This window comes from Micromonospora sp. bgisy143 (genome assembly GCF_057708145.1).
Genome location: NZ_JBYIRN010000044.1, coordinates 1 through 15979, shown reverse-complemented (window position 1 = coordinate 15979; position 15979 = coordinate 1). Strand labels below are relative to the sequence as shown.

At 73.3% G+C, this 15979-nt stretch carries 14 protein-coding genes; 4 read left to right on the top strand and 10 right to left on the bottom strand.

The features are described 5' to 3' along the window. Positions 1-66 precede the first annotated feature (66 nt). Positions 67-1137: a ribosome small subunit-dependent GTPase A gene (gene rsgA, locus AC3EN4_RS30465; RefSeq protein ID WP_435209856.1), complete on the bottom strand. Its 1071-nt coding sequence runs from the start codon at positions 1135-1137 to the stop codon at positions 67-69. Between the two features lie 269 nt (positions 1138-1406). Here rsgA and AC3EN4_RS30460 point away from each other — a divergent pair, with 269 nt between their 5' ends. Continuing rightward, complete coding sequence (locus tag AC3EN4_RS30460; RefSeq protein ID WP_435209854.1) at positions 1407-2060, top strand: MBL fold metallo-hydrolase; 654 nt, start codon at positions 1407-1409, stop codon at positions 2058-2060. Between the two features lie 227 nt (positions 2061-2287). On the opposite strand, the gene AC3EN4_RS30455 is transcribed toward AC3EN4_RS30460, so the two are convergent. Next, on the bottom strand, positions 2288-2896 hold the full coding sequence (locus AC3EN4_RS30455; protein ID WP_435209853.1) for a DedA family protein: 609 nt from the start codon (positions 2894-2896) through the stop codon (positions 2288-2290). 102 nt (positions 2897-2998) lie between these two features. Further along, complete coding sequence (locus tag AC3EN4_RS30450) at positions 2999-3694, bottom strand: class I SAM-dependent methyltransferase (RefSeq protein WP_422735931.1); 696 nt, start codon at positions 3692-3694, stop codon at positions 2999-3001. 185 nt (positions 3695-3879) lie between these two features. Here AC3EN4_RS30450 and AC3EN4_RS30445 point away from each other — a divergent pair, with 185 nt between their 5' ends. Then, the gene (locus tag AC3EN4_RS30445) at positions 3880-4083 is read left to right on the top strand and encodes a cold-shock protein (protein ID WP_007072071.1); all 204 of its coding nucleotides are present in this window, start codon (positions 3880-3882) and stop codon (positions 4081-4083) included. 48 nt (positions 4084-4131) lie between these two features. On the opposite strand, the gene AC3EN4_RS30440 is transcribed toward AC3EN4_RS30445, so the two are convergent. The 5 genes from AC3EN4_RS30440 to AC3EN4_RS30420 all read right to left on the bottom strand — a co-directional run bounded on the left by AC3EN4_RS30440 (position 4132) and on the right by AC3EN4_RS30420 (position 9318). After that, on the bottom strand, positions 4132-5412 hold the full coding sequence (locus AC3EN4_RS30440; RefSeq protein ID WP_435209850.1) for an MFS transporter: 1281 nt from the start codon (positions 5410-5412) through the stop codon (positions 4132-4134). After that, the gene (locus tag AC3EN4_RS30435) at positions 5409-5984 is read right to left on the bottom strand and encodes an ArsR/SmtB family transcription factor (protein WP_422735933.1); all 576 of its coding nucleotides are present in this window, start codon (positions 5982-5984) and stop codon (positions 5409-5411) included. Before AC3EN4_RS30435 ends, AC3EN4_RS30440 begins: the two co-directional genes overlap by 4 nt. Positions 5985-6094: 110 nt before the next feature. After that, positions 6095-6967 carry a hypothetical protein gene (locus AC3EN4_RS30430; protein WP_435209848.1) on the bottom strand — a complete coding sequence of 291 codons (873 nt, stop codon included), beginning with the start codon at positions 6965-6967 and terminating at the stop codon, positions 6095-6097. Positions 6968-7126: 159 nt separating this feature from the next. Continuing rightward, positions 7127-8800, bottom strand: a complete 1674-nt coding sequence (locus tag AC3EN4_RS30425) for a CocE/NonD family hydrolase (protein WP_435209846.1) — start codon at positions 8798-8800, stop codon at positions 7127-7129. Between the two features lie 2 nt (positions 8801-8802). Continuing rightward, positions 8803-9318, bottom strand: a complete 516-nt coding sequence (locus AC3EN4_RS30420; protein WP_422740766.1) for a MarR family winged helix-turn-helix transcriptional regulator — start codon at positions 9316-9318, stop codon at positions 8803-8805. 123 nt (positions 9319-9441) lie between these two features. On the opposite strand from AC3EN4_RS30420, the gene AC3EN4_RS30415 reads away from it, so the two are divergent. Continuing rightward, on the top strand, positions 9442-11574 hold the full coding sequence (locus tag AC3EN4_RS30415; RefSeq protein WP_435209844.1) for an MMPL family transporter: 2133 nt from the start codon (positions 9442-9444) through the stop codon (positions 11572-11574). Positions 11575-11619: 45 nt separating this feature from the next. Here the strand turns inward: AC3EN4_RS30415 and AC3EN4_RS30410 are convergent, their stop codons facing one another. Then, complete coding sequence (locus tag AC3EN4_RS30410) at positions 11620-12504, bottom strand: transglycosylase SLT domain-containing protein (RefSeq protein WP_435209842.1); 885 nt, start codon at positions 12502-12504, stop codon at positions 11620-11622. A gap of 33 nt (positions 12505-12537) precedes the next feature. Further along, positions 12538-13950: a DedA family protein gene (locus AC3EN4_RS30405; RefSeq protein WP_435209840.1), complete on the bottom strand. Its 1413-nt coding sequence runs from the start codon at positions 13948-13950 to the stop codon at positions 12538-12540. A gap of 133 nt (positions 13951-14083) precedes the next feature. On the opposite strand from AC3EN4_RS30405, the gene typA reads away from it, so the two are divergent. Then, complete coding sequence (gene typA / locus AC3EN4_RS30400) at positions 14084-15952, top strand: translational GTPase TypA (RefSeq protein WP_421472215.1); 1869 nt, start codon at positions 14084-14086, stop codon at positions 15950-15952. Positions 15953-15979 lie beyond the last annotated feature (27 nt).

Genomic DNA, 15979 nt, shown 5'->3' with positions numbered 1-15979 from the left:
GCCGCGCCGGCGAGGTCAGGAGGCCGGCCGTGCGCACCCGGACCCGCCGCCCACCGGTCGGCCCGGTCAGTAGCCACCGGGCGACGGCGGGCGGGCCGCCCGACGCCGCGCCGAGCGCCAGCCGCCGCGTCGCTCGGCGGCCAGTCGCGCCTCGCGCCGCCGACTCTCGTGCGCCACCTCGCCCTGCAACCGCCGCCAACTCTCCCAGCGACGGGCGGACAACTCGCCGGCACGCAGCGCGTCGCGGACCGCGCAGGCCGGCTCGCCGTCGTGCCGGCAGTCGGCGTACCGGCAGCCCTCGGCCAGCCCCGCGATGTCGGCGAACGCCCGGTCCAACCCGGCCACGCCGTCGAGCAGACCGACCGCGCGGACGCCCGGCGTGTCGATCACCGCGCCGCCGCCGGGGATCGGCACCAGCGCCCGCCAGGTGGTGGTGTGCCGGCCCTTGCCGTCGACCCGGCGGATCGCCTGGGTCGGCATCATCACCGCGCCGGCGAGCGCGTTGACCAGGCTCGACTTGCCCGCGCCGGACGGCCCGAGCAGTCCCAGCGTGCGACCCGGCGCGACCTCGGCGCGCAGCGGTGCCAACCCGGTGCCGCGTTCGGCGCTGACCGGCAGCACCGGCACGCCCGGTGCGACCGCGGCGAGTTGACGGGCCAGCGCGGCCGGGTCGGCCGCGAGGTCGGACTTCGTCAGCACCACGAGCGGCCGGGCCCCGGACTCGTGGACCAGGGACAGCAGCCGCTCGATGCGGCCGACGTCCGGCTCCGGGTGCACCGGCTCCACCACGGCGGCCGCGTCGAGGTTCGCGGCCAGCACCTGGCCGCTGGCGTCCTTGCCGGCGGTACGGCGGACCAGCGCGGCCCGCCGGGGCAGCACGGCCCGCACCGTGACCCGGCGGTCCGGCCAGTGCGTGAGCAGAACCCAGTCCCCCGCGCAGGGCAGCGCGGAGGGGTCCTGGGCGGCGGCGGCCAGCACGGACGGGCCGAGGCTGGCACGGACCGGGCCGTCGGCGGTGAGCACCGTGCAGACCCCCCGGTCCACCCGGGCCACCCGGCCCGGGTGGCGCTCGCCACGTCGGGCGGCGTACGACGCCCGGTCGGCGTCCCAGCCGAGGGCGGTCAGATCGATCGTCATGGCATCCTCATCGGTGTCGAGCGGGTGATGGCGGAACATGCGTGCCACGTCCGGCATGAACACCACCTCCGTCCGACGTCCGAGTGCCGCATGTGACGCCGACGGTAGGGCGCGGCGCGACGCGCCGAAAGCGATTTCCGTGACGACGGCGCAACGCGCGCCCGCTAGGGTCGACGGGTGCGCCCGGCCGCGCCGCCCGATCGGCGTGGCGTGCGTCCACCGCACGGCCGCCGAGCACCTCCTCCACCCGGAATGGATGTCGACACGTCATGACCTACAGCGGAGATGTCACCCACGGCGGCCCGCCGGCGGTACGGGAGTTGTCCGGGCTCACGATCAGCAAGCTGTCGGTCGGCCCGATGGACAACAACGCCTACCTGCTGCGGTGCTCCGGCACCGGCGACCAGGTGTTGATCGACGCCGCCAACGAGGCGCCCCGGCTGCTGGAGCTGATCGGTGACGGCGGCCTGACCGCCGTGGTCACCACCCACCAGCACATGGACCACTGGGTGGCGCTGGAGGAGGTGGTCGCCAAGACCGGCGCGCGTGCCCTGGTGCACGCCGACGACGCGTCCGGGCTGCCGATCGAGGCGGAACACCTGGCCGAGGGCGACACCGTCGCGGTGGGTGACTGCGCGCTGGAGGTCATCCACATCAAGGGGCACACCCCCGGGTCGATCGCGCTGCTCTACCGCGACCCGGCCGGCACCGCCCACCTCTTCACCGGCGACAGTCTCTTCCCCGGTGGCGTAGGGAACACGGACAAGGACCCGCAGCGCTTCGCCGCGTTGATCGACGACGTCGAGCACAAGCTGTTCGACCAACTGCCGGACGACACCTGGTTCTACCCGGGCCACGGCAAGGACAGCACCCTGGGCGCCGAGCGCCCGTCCCTCCCCCAGTGGCGAACCCGAGGCTGGTAACCCACCCCCACCCCCACCCCACGGGCGCGACCACCGGGCAAGGGAGACCAACCCGCTGACCCAACGCTGACCGAGAACCACCGAAGGTCAACAACCCGTCGCCGGACCGCGACAAACCGGCGGACCGGAACCACGAAGGGGGCGGGGGCCTGCCGTGCCCGGCGCAGGGATCAAGCCTGACCGCCCGGAGCCGGGCACGGCAGGCCCCCGCCCCCCACCGCAACCACTCAGTCAAGAAGAGCGGTCAGCCGCCGCCGCGCCCCCAGCAACACGACGGACGCCAGCACCAACCCCACCCCCATGGTCACCAGCAGCGGACTGGGCGCACCCGGCAGCAGCGCGGCCAGCGACCGGGACGCGGTGCCCAGCGCCAGGTAGAGACCGGCCCAGGCGGCCGCGCCGAGGGCCGCACAGCCGAGGAACCGCCGGTACGACATCCGCAGCCCGCCGGCGGCGAGCGGCAGCAGGGCGTTGAACACCGGTAGGAACGGCGCGACCATCACCATCCGCCCGCCGCCACGGTGGAGGATCCCCTCGGCCGCGCTCCACCGGGACTCGCCGATCCAGCCTCCGATGCGGCTGCGGCGCAGGGAGTCGGCGTACCGGCGGCCGATCAGGAAGCTCAACGACCAGCCGGCCAGGCACCCGACGAGCACCGCGGCGAAGGTGGCCAGCCCGGTGGCCGGGCGGCCCACCCCGACCGCCGCCAGGATCGCCACGTCACCGGGGACGAGCACGCCCAGCAGCGGTACGGCGTCGAAGAGCATCACCAGCCCGAGTACGCCCATCAGCACCAGGATGGGCAGCTCTCCGACCTGGGCCAGCCAATGCGTCATGCCTCGTACGCTATGGCCGCCGGACCACCGCGGACATCCGGTCGCAGCCCTTACCGCCCCCTGGTGTCCACCTCGGGGTCACCCCTGAGAGGGCCGGCCGGGTCACGCCGGTCGCAGCACCCGTACCCGGCGGGGCGACGGGTCCACCGACGGCTCGGTGGTAGGCACCGGGTAGTCGGCCAGCACCAGCAACCCGTCGGCGGGCAGGTGCCCCCGCCCGGGGTCGCCGACCAGCACCTCGGCGCCGGCGGCGACGGCCCGGCGCAGGAACGGCAGCATCCTGGCGGCCATCGGGCGGCTGTAGAACACGTCGCCGGCGACCACCAGGTCCGCGTCGGGTCCGTCCCGGTCGAGCAGGTCGTCGCCGCTGGTGTCGACGGTGACCCGGTTGGCGCGGGCGTTGACCGTGACGGCCGCCACGGCGTACGGGTCGATGTCGTTGGCCACGACGTCGGCGGCGCCGGCCAGCGCGGCGGCGATGCCCACCAGTCCCGACCCGGCGGCGAGGTCGAGGACGCGACGCCCCGCGGCCAGCTCCGGGTGGTCCAGCAGGTGCCGGGCGAGCGCCTGGCCGCCGGCCCAGGCGGAGGCCCAGTACGGCGGCGCGAGGGCGTGCCCGGCGAGCGCCTCCATCCGGGCCCACCAGACGATCGCGTCCTCGGCGAGGTGCAGCCGCACTTCCGGGACGAACGGGGTGGGCACCAGCCGGAGCCGGTCCAGGCCGGAACCGGGCGCGTCGATTTCGCGCTCCAGCTCGGACAGCGCGACGGCTGCGGCACCCCTCATCGGCGCAAGCATGCCGCACGACGGGGTGGTCGGGGCGGCTTTGGCGCGCGCGCGACGCGCAGTGTTCATCTGAGTTCGAGCAAACACCTACGGCACTTCGGCCGGCAGATCGGGGTTTCGCCCGTTACTGTCGAACAGGTACGGGCGACCATCGGCCTCGAGGCCGGTGGTCCGCCGCTTTGAACAGGGAGAGATGCATGGCAACCGGCACGGTTAAGTGGTTCAACTCGGAAAAGGGCTTCGGCTTCATCGAGCAGGATGGCGGAGGGCCGGACGTGTTCGTCCACTACTCCGCCATCGCGACGAGCGGTTACCGGGAGCTCAACGAGGGCCAGAAGGTCGAGTTCGAGGTGACCCAGGGGCAGAAGGGCCCGCAGGCGGACAACGTCCGCCCGATGTAGCTCCGTGCCGGTGACGGCGGTCGGTTCCCGGCCGCCGTCCCAGTGCACTCACGACGCTGCCGGGGCGGCGGGCAGGTCCCGCCGCCGCCGGAGCGGCCCGATCAGCAGGATCAACGGCGTGAGCGCCAGCCACGCCGTCATCACGGTGATCGCCGTGCCGACGCCGTACCGCGCGCCGAGCGTCCCGGCCAACACGGCGGCCAGCGGGATCGTGCCGTAGTTGAGCAGCTGCATGCTCACCGTCACGCGCCCGAGCAGGTGGTGCGGCGTGTACGTCTGCCGGAACGCGCCCTTGACCACGTTGCCGATGGCCACCCCGAGGCCGATCAGCACGCCGCCGAGCGCCGGCCAGACGAGCCCGACGCCGGGCGCGGCCAACGGGATGAGCAGGGCGGGCGGGCCGGTGAGCGCCGCCCCGATGAGCAGGGCGCGGGCGCTGCCACAGCGTCGGGCGAGGGCGGTGGCCAGCAACGCGCCGATGATGCCCCCGATGCTCATCACCCCGACGAGCACGCCGACCAGGCCCGGCGCAAGCCGTAGTTCGCGGATCAGGAAGACGACCAGGACCGCCTGGTAGCCGGTCAGACCGATGTTGCTGGCCGCGCCCATCAGCGTCAGGACCCGCAGGTACGGGTCGCGCATGACGAAGCGCAGCCCCTCGGCCATGTCCCGGCGCAGTGACCGGGACCGGTTGGCCCGGTCGGGACGCGGCTCGCTGGCGCGGATGCGCGACAGCAGGGTCGCCGAGAGCAGGAACGTCAGGGCGTCCAGCAGCAGCGCGGCGACCGCGCCGACGAGTTGGGCGATCAGACCGGCGATGCCGGGTCCGACGACGTAGCTCACCGTCTTGGTGGCCTGGAGCTTCGCGTTGCCGTCGGGTAGTTGCTCGGGTCGCAGCAGCACCGGCAGGTAGACCTGGTCGGCGGTTTCGAAGAAGACCCGCGCCACGCCCGCGCCGAGGGCCACCAGCAGCAGTTGCGCGACGGTGAGGCGGTCCAGCAGGGCGGCCACCGGCACGCTGAGGAAGGCGACCGCGCAGAAGAGGTCGCAGACCACCATGAGCGGCCGGCGCGGCAGCCGGTCCACCCAGGCGCCGGCCGGCAGGCCGATCAGCAACCAGGGCAGCCAGGCCGCGGCGGTGAGGACCGCCACCTGGAAGGTGCTGGCGTCGAGCACGGCCACCGCCACCAGGGGCAGCGCGACGGTGGTGACGTCGCTGCCGATGCTGCTGACCGTCTGGGCGGCCCAGAGCAGGCGGAAGTCGCGGTGGCGCAGCAGCCCACCGGCCGGCCGGACCGGGGCGGGATCGGTGCGGGTGGCCGCCGTCATGGCCGGGCCGGTACGCCGTGGACGAACACGAACACCGGTTGGCGCTCGGCGCTGTCGTCGGCCGGCGTGCGGTCCTCCCAGCGGGCCAGCAGAGCGTTGATCTCGGCGCCCAGCTCGTCCAGTTCCGCGGGTGTGAGGTGCAGCCACCGGTCGGAGGAGAACGGCGCGTCGCCCCAGACGGCCTGCGCCGTCTCCTCGGCGGCGTGCCAGGCGCGGGCCAGCGCGACGTGCCGGTCCAGGTTGAGCGAGGTGGCGGCGTCGGCGACGGCGCGGTCGGCGGGATCGGTGTCGAAGTCGGTCGAGGACCAGCGGACCCCCCGGGTGACCAGTCGCCACCAGCGTTCGCGGCGGTCGCGGGCCAGCTCGGGGGCTTCGGTGACCAGGTCGGCGGCGGCCAGCACCTTGAGGTGGTGGCTGACGTTCGCCGGCGCCTGGTCGGTGCGTTCGGCGAGCATGCCGACGGTCGACGGTCCGTGCACCTTGAACACGTCCATGAGTCGGCGGCGCAGCGGGTGGGCCATGGCCGCGAGGACCCGGGAGTCGGTGACCTGGCGTACGTCGGGCTTCTCCATGCCGGCAGCATGACATTCGCAAGAGTTATTGCGCAACCCTTGTTGCTCAATGACTGTTGCGGAGCGACGAGCGGGAGGAGGCGGCCCGGTGGGGACGGGCCGCCCCCCGCTCAGGCGACGAGCCGGCGGGCCAGTTCGTCGGCGACCTGCTTGGCGATGGTGGGTGGAATGGCGGCGGCGATCTTCTCCGGCGTCAGTCCGGCCAGCACGCCCTGGATGATGGCCGTCTCGTCGGTGACGTCCTTGCCGGCCAGCGCGTTGAGCGCGTTCTGCAGGTCGGTGAGCTGCTTCGTCATCGACTGCAGGTTCCAGTTGCCGGTGACCGGGGCGCCGGTGTCGTCCCGACCCTCCGCGATCCGGGTGTAGATCTGTCCGATCGGGTTGCGGCCGTCCAGCACGGTCAGGTTCTTGTGGACGGTGGCCAGCCAGTTGTGCTCTTCGGGGGTCATGTCGACGTCCTCCAAAAGTCCGATGGAGCTGAGGTAGCGACGGAACAGGGGCCGCTGGTCGCGGCCCGCCTTGATGGCGTCGCGGAAGAAGCTGAAGTGGGTGTGCCAGCGGTGCGAGCTGTCGCCGCTGGTGCGCTTGCCGAGCCGGTCCCACCGCTTCACGGTCGTACCGTCGGGGCTGTAGATGATCTCGCGGATGTCCCGGGTGTCGGCCGCGTTCGCGGCGCACTGGGCCACACACCACACCGAGAAGCTGGCCAGGGTGTGCCGACCGCCACCGGAGCGGACGTCGAACTCGCCGACGTCGATGGCCGCCGCGTCCAGGGTCAGTCCGGCCCGGTCCCGGGGTGACTCGACCACCGAGTAGTCGTTCGTGACCACCCGGTCCGAGCCGCAGTGATAGCCACCCCGGTGGGCCGGGTCGCCGACGATGCCGACCTCCGCCGGATCCAGGTCGTCCGGGCCGGGGGCGTTGTCGAGGTGGTCGAGGAGCAGGCGTCGAAGGGCCAACAAATTCTCTGGGGCCCGGGTCATGGGGTCCCCCTCTCAGGTGGGGCGGGGACCGGGCACGACGTCACACCGCGTACGCGGTGTCGGGCTTTGAGCGAGCCCGGTCTGGTGGTGCACGGCGCCGGGCGTTGACCCCACCATAGCCCGCATTTCCGATGAATGCCCAGCTCAGAGGCGGTCCGTTCAGATTGGAGGCAAAGCCGGGGCAGTGTGGACGATCGGCAACACCAGCATCGAGGGGTGTGCCGGGTCATGGAGAACCTGCCGCCAACCGGCACGCAGCGTCACCGCCGTACCGAGGGGTTCCCCGGTGCCGGGGCTGCGTGCCCAGCGGGGATGGGCGCCACCGGCGATCTGCACCCGCAGCCGGTGCCCGGTGGCGAACCGGAACGCGGTCGGCCAGAGCGCCACCGGGACCCGCACCACCCCGGTCGGGTCGGCGGGGAACCGTTCGGGTGTCACCCGGACCAGCCCGTCGCAGACGTTCCACGACCGACCACGCCGGTCCACATCGCACAGCCGGACGAAGACGTCCAGGTGTGGCAGCTCGCTGCGGACGTACAGCTCGGCGCGTACCGGGCCGATCACCTCGACCGGCGCGACGAGCGGCGCGCTGGTGTAGGTCAACACGTCGGAGCGGGCCTCCACCTGCCGGTTGTCCACCCGACCGGCGCGCTTGGCGACCAGCAACGGGCCGCCGAGCGACGGGGTGGGATCGGTCGGGTCGTACCGGAACCGGTCCGGCGTCGAGGGCGTCGGCGGGCGGACCGCCAGCTCGCCGCCCGGGTGCAGGTGCCAGGGGGTGTCGGTGGCCGGCGGGGGCCAGTCCGGCAGGTCGCGCCACCCGCCGCCGGGCCCGCCCAGGTGGAGCCGCACGGGGGCCGCGGTGGGCGGACGTCCGTCGTCCGACGGCCCGTCCAGGTGTACGTCGAACCAGGTCAACCCCTCGCGCAGCGCGGCCGCGAACAGCCCGGGGCTGCCGTGCGTCCAGGGCCCGATCACCAGGCGCGGCCGAGCGCCGGCGGCGTGCAGGGTGGCGTGGTCGTCGAGCTGCGCGGGCAGGAAGATGTCGTGCCAACCGGTCACCATGACCACCGGCGCGCGCACGCGGGCCACCCGGTCGGCGAAGACGCGCTCGCGCCAGTACGCCGCCTGCGGGGTGTGGTGGCGCAGCCACTCCTGGAAGAACGGGATGGTGACGCCGGTGGCCACCCGGTCCGCTCCGGTCAGCGGCAGGTGGTCGAGGGCCGCGGCCAGCCGGGGCTGTCCCCGCTTCAGCTCCCGCTGCCGGGCCAGCCACGGCACGGTCTGGGCGTGCAGCAGCTCGGCCCAGGTCAGCACGGTGTCGAGGGCGAACGACTCCCCCGCGTACGTCGAGTCCCGGGTGGCCGAGGCGGTCACCACGGCAACCATCGCGCGAAGCTGCTCGCCGGCGTCGGCGGCCAGCGCCCACTGGGCGAAGCCCTGGTAGCTGACCCCGAACATGCCGAGCGCCCCGGACCACCAGGGCTGGCGGCGCAGCCAGTCGAGGGTGTCGATCCCGTCGGCGCGCTCGTGGACGAGGGGGGCGAACGTGCCGCCGGAGCCGCCGGTGCCCCGGCAGGACTGGATCACGGCGTGCCGGCCCCGGGCGGCGAGCAACCGGCCGAGCAGCCGCAACGGACCACCCCGCCCGTACGGGGTGCGGATGAGCACGGTCGGCGCGCAGGGGCCGCTCGGGGCGTAGTGGTCGGTGCGCAGCACCACCCCGTCCCGGGTCCGGACCGGGATGTCGCGGGTGACCCGTACCGGGCCGGGACGGATCACGGGCAGCCGCAGCGCGGCGGCGGCGAGGCGGGCGACGAGCCGGCCGGGCACGGTCAGTCCGTCGCCCGGCGGGGCGGCTCGGGCCGGGCCGCCCGGACCGCGTCGCGGTGCGCGCGGATGGACCCGCTCATCTCCGCCAGGAACCGGTGCACCACCTCCAGCTCGTCCTCGTCGAAGCGGTCCATCACGGTGTCGGTGCGGACGCCCAGCGGCCGGAAGAACTCCATCGCCAGGGCGGCGCCCTGGTCGGCGTAGTGCAGCAGCACCTTGCGCCGGTCGGCGGTGTCCCGGTCGCGGCGGATGTGCCCGGCGCGTTCCAGGCGGTCGATCAGCGCGGTGACCGAGCCGGACGACAGGTTGAGCTGCTCACCGAGGCGGCCGGGGGTGATCGGATCACCGAAGAGTTCGGCGTCCATGACGGCGATCAGCGCGTTCAGGTCGGTCGGGTTGAGGCCGTGCAGGTTGGCGAAGGCGTGACCCACCTGCTGGGCGTCCACCGCGTACCGCCGAAGGTTGTTGGTGATCTCCGCGACCAGCTGCTCGCGGCGCGTGTCGCGCCGCCGGTACATGCCGTGAGTCGCCACCTCGCGCCGTTTCTCCCCGTCGTCGGTCCCCCGGGTTGCAGCATAGAACAGCCGCCGATAATCTCGGCCATCAAGATACTCGGCTTTCGAAAGACCTAGGGGTCAGCGATGTCCGTCTTCACCAGGGTCGCGCGGGGTCGGCTGGCCGCGTGGCTCACCGTCGCCGCCGCGCTCGTCCTCGCCGCGGTCGTCTTCGGTGTCCCCCGGCCGGACAATCCGGCGCCGGTCTCCGCGACCGGCCTGGACGCCGCCTGGCAGTCGACCCAGGTGCAACGCCTCCAGGACCAGTTGCCCACCAGCGACGTCCAACCCGCCATCGTGGTCGTCAGCCGCCCGGACGGCGGGGCACTGAGCGAGGCCGACCGGGCCGCTCTCGCCGCCCGATCCGGCGACCTGGGCCGGTTCGCGGTCGGCGGTCGGGTGAGCCCGGCGCAGGTCTCCCCGGACGGCACGGTCGCGCTCGTCGCCGTCCCGCTGGACACCTCCGGCGGTCAGGAGGAGGTGACCGGGACGGTGGCCGACCTGCGCGAGGCGCTGGCGGACCTGCCCGACCCGCTGACCGCCGAGGTCACCGGCGCGCCCGCCCTCACCGCCGACCTGTCGTCGGTCTTCGAGGGCGCCGACGTCACCCTGCTCGCGGTGACCGCCGCCGTGGTCGCGGTGCTGCTGCTGATCACCTACCGCAGCCCGTTCCTGTGGATCGTGCCGCTGATCGTGGTCGCCGCGACCGAACAACTCACCCTGCGCGCGGTGGACACCATCGTGCCGGCCGTCGGCATCAACCTCCAGCAGGGCCAGGTCACCGGCATCGCCAGCGTGCTGGTGTTCGGCGCCGCCACCGACTACGCCCTGCTGCTCATCGCCCGCTACCGGGAGGAGTTGCGGCGCGACCAGGACCGCTTCGCCGCCATGCGGGCGGCGCTGCGCCGGACCGCCGAGCCCATCCTGGCCAGCGGCGGCACCGTCGTGCTCGGGGTGCTCACCCTGCTGCTCAGCGAGCAGGAGACGAACCGGGCGCTCGCCGTGGCCTGCGCCACCGGTGTGGTCTTCGCCATGCTGTCGGCGCTGTTCGTGCTCCCCGCCGTGCTGGTGCTCTTCGGTCGCGGTCTGTTCTGGCCGTTCGTACCCCGGGTCGGTGGCCCGGCCCGCGAGGGCCGGCTCTGGGGCCGGCTCGGCGAGGTGGTGCGACGCCGACCGGTGGTGGTCGCGGTGCTGTCCACCGTGCTGCTCGGCGGTCTGGCCCTCGGTGGGCTCGGCATCCGCACCGGGCTGTCCGAGACCGAGCAGTTCCGGGCCGCGCCGGAGGCGGTGACCGGCGCGCAGACCCTGGCCCGGGCGTTCCCCGCCGGCAGCACCCAGCCGGTGGCCGTGCTCACCACCCCGGCGGCGGTACGGGCGGTCACCGACGCCGCCGGCGCCGTGCCCGGCGTCGCCTCGGCGCGGCCGGGCGACGCCGGTCAGGCCGTCGCCCAGGTCGACGTGGTGCTGGACGCCGAGCCCGGCACCCCCGCCTCGGACCGCACCATCGAGGCGCTGCGCGACGCGGTCGCCGCCGTTCCCGACTCCGCTCCCCCGGCCGTCGCCGGCGCCGAACCGCCCGCCGGCGCGATCGTGGGCGGCTCGGTGGCCGCGACGTACGACTCCGACGAGGCCAACGACCGGGACCTGCGGCTGATCCTGCCGATCATCCTGCTGCTGGTCGGCGCGGTGCTGGTGCTGCTGCTGCGGGGCCTGGTCGCGCCGGTGCTGCTGGTGCTCACCGTGATCGCGTCCTTCTTCGCCAGCCTCGGCGCGGCGTGGCTCCTCTTCGACCACGTGCTGGACTTCCCGGCGCTGGACAGCGGCGTGCTGCTGCTCGCCTTCGTGTTCCTGGTGGCGCTCGGCGTGGACTACAACATCTTCCTGGTCACCCGGGCCCGCGAGGACGCCCGCAGCGCCGGCACCCGGGACGGCATGCTCTCCGCGCTGCGGGTCACCGGCGGTGTCATCACCAGCGCCGGGGTGCTACTGGCCGCGGTGTTCGCCGTCCTCGGCGTGCTGCCGCTGATCACGCTGACGCAGATCGGCATCATCGTCTGCATCGGCGTACTGCTGGACACCCTGCTGGTCCGCACGGTCCTGGTGCCGGCGCTGGCGTTTCTGCTCGGCGACCGCTTCTGGTGGCCGGGCCGGGTCGACGCGCACCCGGACACGGACGCCGACGCTCCGGCGACGCCCGAGCCGGTGGCCGCCCGGGACTGACCGCCGACGGAAAGGGGCGGGGCCGACCCGCCCCTTTTTCGGTGCTCAGTACCCCAGGCAGACGCACTCGGTCATCAGCGCCCGCACGTTGCGCACGTACGACGGGTTCGGGATGGCCAGGGGCTCGCCTTCCCGCGCCACCGCGCCGTGCCCGAAGTTGTACGCGGAGATGACCGCGTTGAGCAGGCAGGAGTCCAGTTCGGCGGTGCACAGGGCCGGATCGAGCCGGAAGTCGGACTCGAAGTACATGTCGCCGATGTACTTGGTCAGCCAGGCCAGGTAGTTGGCCCCCAGGTAGGCGTTGTCCCGGTAGTCGGCGATGTCGTAGCTCTGGTCGAAGCGCTGGTTCATCCAGGTCGCGGTGCCCGGCATCACCTGCATCAGCCCGACGCCGCCGTCGCAGGCGTAGATGTTGGACTGCCAGCCACTCTCCTGCCAGGCGGTGGCCTTGACCAGGTTGAGCGGGATCTTGAGATCGGGTGCCGAACTGGGCCAGTAGGTGCGGGCGGCGGCGTCGGTCAGTGCCGCCTTCACGTCGGCGCGGCTCGCCTGGGTGCCCTTGTAGCTGGGCTTGCAGGAGGAGGGGGCGGGCTTCGGCGGCGCCGGCGGGACCTTCGTCTCGGTGGGCGCCTTGGCGACCACGCGCGGCTTCGTGGGCGGAGCCGTACGGGTCGGCTTCTTCGACGGCGTCGGGGAGGCCGACGCGCTGCGACTCGGGGCGGCGCCCATCGCGGCCACCCCGCTCGGCGAAGGGCTCGCCTCGGCGGACGGTTCGTCGACCGGCTCGTCGCTCGGCGCCTCGGTGGCCGCGACGGGGGCGGCGGCCTGGTCCTGCGGGCGTTCACCTTTGCCGGCGCAACCGACCGTGCCGCCGGCGAACAGGAGACCGGCGAGCACCAGCGCGCCCACCCGTCCGGCTCGTTGACGCATGGTGATCCTCCCCCGTCGAACAGTCGCCGCAGATTAGCAAGGTTCGACGGGCCGGCGGTGCCCCTGCGCCGGCCGGACCGGGTCGGCCGGCTGCCCCCGCCCGCCGACCGCGCGGTCCCGGGTGGCCCAGGCGACCATGAACACCACCGTCCACAGCACCCCGAGCAGCACCGCCGCCGCCGTACCGCTCGCCGTGTCCAGGCTCAGGTAGAGCCGGGCGACGCCGACCCCCAGCACACCGGCGGCGGCGACCGTCCACGCCGCCACCGCCACCGGCCAGCGCGTGCCGCGCGACACCAACCAGGCCAGGGTGCAGAGGCTCGCGGCGACCACGGCGTTCTGGGTCGGGAACGGTCCTGCCTCGTGCCCGGCCGGGCCGCCGGGTGTACCGGCCAACTCGGCCACCACGGCCAGCACCACCAACGGCACGAACGCGCCGACCGTGCCCAGCACGCTCAGCAGGTCGGTGCGCAACGGACGGCGACGCCACGCCAGCACCGCGGCCACCATCGCCACCAGCACGATCAGCACCCACCCCCGTACCAGCGACACCACGGCCAGGGTGGCGTCGGCGGCGTCCGGGGTACGGCGGGCGGTGAACCAGGCGTCGATCGCTCCGTCCAGCGCCGCCAGTCCGCTGTTGCGCACCCCCACGGCCAGCAGGCCGGCGATGGCCAGCCCGGCGGCGAAGAGCAGCAGCAGCCCGGCGGCCAGGTTGAGCAGCAGCGTCCAGGCCGGTCCGATCCGCATGGCCACCAGGAAGAACAGCACCCCGTACCGGGCGCTGAGCCAGCGCACCGGCGGCAGCGCGGCGGCCCGGGACAGCAGCGCCCGCACCGGGTCGGGGTTGCGGCCGAGCCACCGGCCGGCGAGCACCACCCCCAGCAGCCCCGCCAGTAACGCCAGTGCCGCGCCGGTGGCCCGACCGAGCACCCGGGAGACAGTGTCGTACGACTCACCGGCGAGGTGACCGAGCAGGATCGAGCCGCCCACCCAGGTCGCCGCCCCGGCCAGGTTCCACCCGGCGAACCGCCGGTACGGCATCCCGGCCGCACCGGCCAGCCGGGGCACCAGGGTGCGGGCGAAGGCCACCCACCGCGCGGCGAGGACGCCCCGGCCACCCAGGCGGGCGAGCATCGCGTCGGCCCTGCTCCACCGCTCGGGGCCGACCCGGTGACCGAGCCCGGCGCGCAGCCGGGGGCCGTAGCGTCGGCCGGCGCGGAACGCCAGCGCGTCACCGGCCAACGCCGCAACGATCATCGCGAGCAACGCCGGCCCGAGCCGCAAGGTACCGTTGTAGGTGAGGAAGCCGACGAGCAGCAGGGTAGCCTCACCCGGCACCAGCAAACCGAAGATCACCGCGGTCTCGCCCGCCACGATCAGCGCGGCGACCAGGTAGATCCACAGGGTGGGCAGACCCTGCACCCAGGTCAGCAGGTCGTGCACTCAGGCCCCCGGGACACGGGAGCCAGCATGCCAGCCGGGGGAACCACCGGCACAGCAGTTTCACCATAGATCAGGGGCACCTGGGGGTGACCCCGACGCAGCCTGCGCGAGCGCAGGCGGAAGGATAGAGGGTATGCAGCTTCGCACCGACCTCCGCAACGTCGCCATCATCGCTCACGTCGACCACGGCAAGACCACCCTGGTCGACGCCATGTTGCGGCAGGCCGGCGCGTACGGCGCACGAGGCGAGACGACCGAGCGGGTGATGGACTCCGGTGACCTGGAGCGGGAGAAGGGCATCACGATCCTGGCCAAGAACACCGGCGTGCGGTACCTGCCCGCCGATGGTTCGGACCCGGTCACCATCAACATCATCGACACCCCCGGCCACGCCGACTTCGGCGGCGAGGTCGAGCGCGGCCTGACCATGGTCGACGGCGTGGTGCTGCTCGTCGACGCCAGCGAGGGCCCGCTCCCGCAGACCCGCTTCGTGCTGCGCAAGGCGCTGCGCGCCCGGATGCCGATCATCCTGGTGATCAACAAGGTGGACCGTCCGGACGCCCGGATCAAGGAGGTCGTGGACGACACCTACGAGCTCTTCCTCGACCTGGACGCCGACGAGGAGCAGATCGACTTCCCGATCGTCTACGCCTGCGCCCGCGACGGCATCGCCTCGCTGACCCAGCCGGCCGACGGCTCGGTGCCCGACGACAGCGACTCCCTGGAGCCGCTGTTCCGCACCCTGCTGGACACCATCCCGGCCCCCGCGTACGAGGACGACGCACCGCTGCAGGCGCACGTCACCAACCTCGACGCGTCGCCGTTCCTGGGCCGGCTGGCGCTGTGCCGGGTCCGGCAGGGCACCATCAGCAAGGGCCAGACGGTCGCCTGGTGCCGTACCGACGGCAGCACCCAACGGGTCCGCATCTCCGAGATGCTGATGACCGAGGGCCTGGAGCGCAAGCCGGCCGAGACCGCCGGCCCGGGCGACATCATCGCCGTCGCCGGCATCCCGGAGATCATGATCGGTGAGACGCTGGCCGACGTGGAGAACCCGGTGGCGCTGCCGCTGATCACCGTCGACGAGCCGGCCATCTCGATGACCATCGGCACCAACACCTCGCCGCTGGTCGGCAAGGTCAAGGGCTCCAAGGTCACCGCCCGGATGGTGAAGGACCGGCTCGACAAGGAGCTGATCGGCAACGTGTCGCTGCGGGTGCTGCCCACCGAGCGGCCGGACGCCTGGGAGGTGCAGGGCCGCGGCGAGCTGGCGCTGGCCATCCTGGTCGAGCAGATGCGCCGGGAGAGCTACGAGCTGACCGTCGGCAAGCCGCAGGTCGTCACCCGGGAGATCGACGGCAAGACCTGCGAGCCGGTCGAGCGGCTGACCATCGACGCCCCGGAGGAATACCTGGGCGCGATCACCCAGCTCCTCGCCACCCGCAAGGGCCGGATGGAGCAGCTGGTCAACCACGGCACCGGCTGGATCCGGATGGAGTGGCTGGTGCCGGCGCGCGGCCTGATCGGCTTCCGCACCGAGTTCCTCACCGACACCCGGGGCACCGGCATCCTGCACCACGTCTTCGAATCGTACGAGCCGTGGTTCGGCGAGCTGCGTACCCGCAACAACGGCTCGCTGGTCGCCGACCGGTCCGGCGTGGTCACCGCCTTCGCGATGATCAACCTCCAGGAGCGCGGGCAGCTCTTCGTCGAGCCGACCACCGAGGTGTACGAGGGCATGATCGTCGGGGAGAACTCCCGCTCCGACGACATGGACGTCAACATCACCAAGGAGAAGAAGCTCACCAACATGCGGGCCTCGACCTCCGACGAGACCGAGAAGCTGATCCCGCCGCGCAAGCTCTCGCTGGAGCAGGCGCTGGAGTTCTGCCGCGAGGACGAGTGCGTCGAGGTCACCCCGACCGCGGTGCGCATCCGCAAGGTGGTGCTCGACCAGCAGCAGCGTGGCCGGGCCGCCGCCCGCCGCAAGCACGCCAACTGACACATCGACACCGGGCGGGGGGGGGGG

Coding starts and splice junctions, on each gene's coding strand:
- AC3EN4_RS30450 (WP_422735931.1), bottom strand. CDS start 3,694: ATGCTTGCGCCGATGAGGGGTGCCGCAGCCGTCGCGCTGTCCGAGCTG.
- AC3EN4_RS30460 (WP_435209854.1), top strand. CDS start 1,407: ATGACCTACAGCGGAGATGTCACCCACGGCGGCCCGCCGGCGGTACGG.
- AC3EN4_RS30435 (WP_422735933.1), bottom strand. CDS start 5,984: ATGGAGAAGCCCGACGTACGCCAGGTCACCGACTCCCGGGTCCTCGCG.
- AC3EN4_RS30420 (WP_422740766.1), bottom strand. CDS start 9,318: ATGTACCGGCGGCGCGACACGCGCCGCGAGCAGCTGGTCGCGGAGATC.
- AC3EN4_RS30445 (WP_007072071.1), top strand. CDS start 3,880: ATGGCAACCGGCACGGTTAAGTGGTTCAACTCGGAAAAGGGCTTCGGC.
- typA (WP_421472215.1), top strand. CDS start 14,084: ATGCAGCTTCGCACCGACCTCCGCAACGTCGCCATCATCGCTCACGTC.
- AC3EN4_RS30410 (WP_435209842.1), bottom strand. CDS start 12,504: ATGCGTCAACGAGCCGGACGGGTGGGCGCGCTGGTGCTCGCCGGTCTC.
- AC3EN4_RS30430 (WP_435209848.1), bottom strand. CDS start 6,967: ATGACCCGGGCCCCAGAGAATTTGTTGGCCCTTCGACGCCTGCTCCTC.
- AC3EN4_RS30455 (WP_435209853.1), bottom strand. CDS start 2,896: ATGACGCATTGGCTGGCCCAGGTCGGAGAGCTGCCCATCCTGGTGCTG.
- rsgA (WP_435209856.1), bottom strand. CDS start 1,137: ATGACGATCGATCTGACCGCCCTCGGCTGGGACGCCGACCGGGCGTCG.
- AC3EN4_RS30415 (WP_435209844.1), top strand. CDS start 9,442: ATGTCCGTCTTCACCAGGGTCGCGCGGGGTCGGCTGGCCGCGTGGCTC.
- AC3EN4_RS30440 (WP_435209850.1), bottom strand. CDS start 5,412: ATGACGGCGGCCACCCGCACCGATCCCGCCCCGGTCCGGCCGGCCGGT.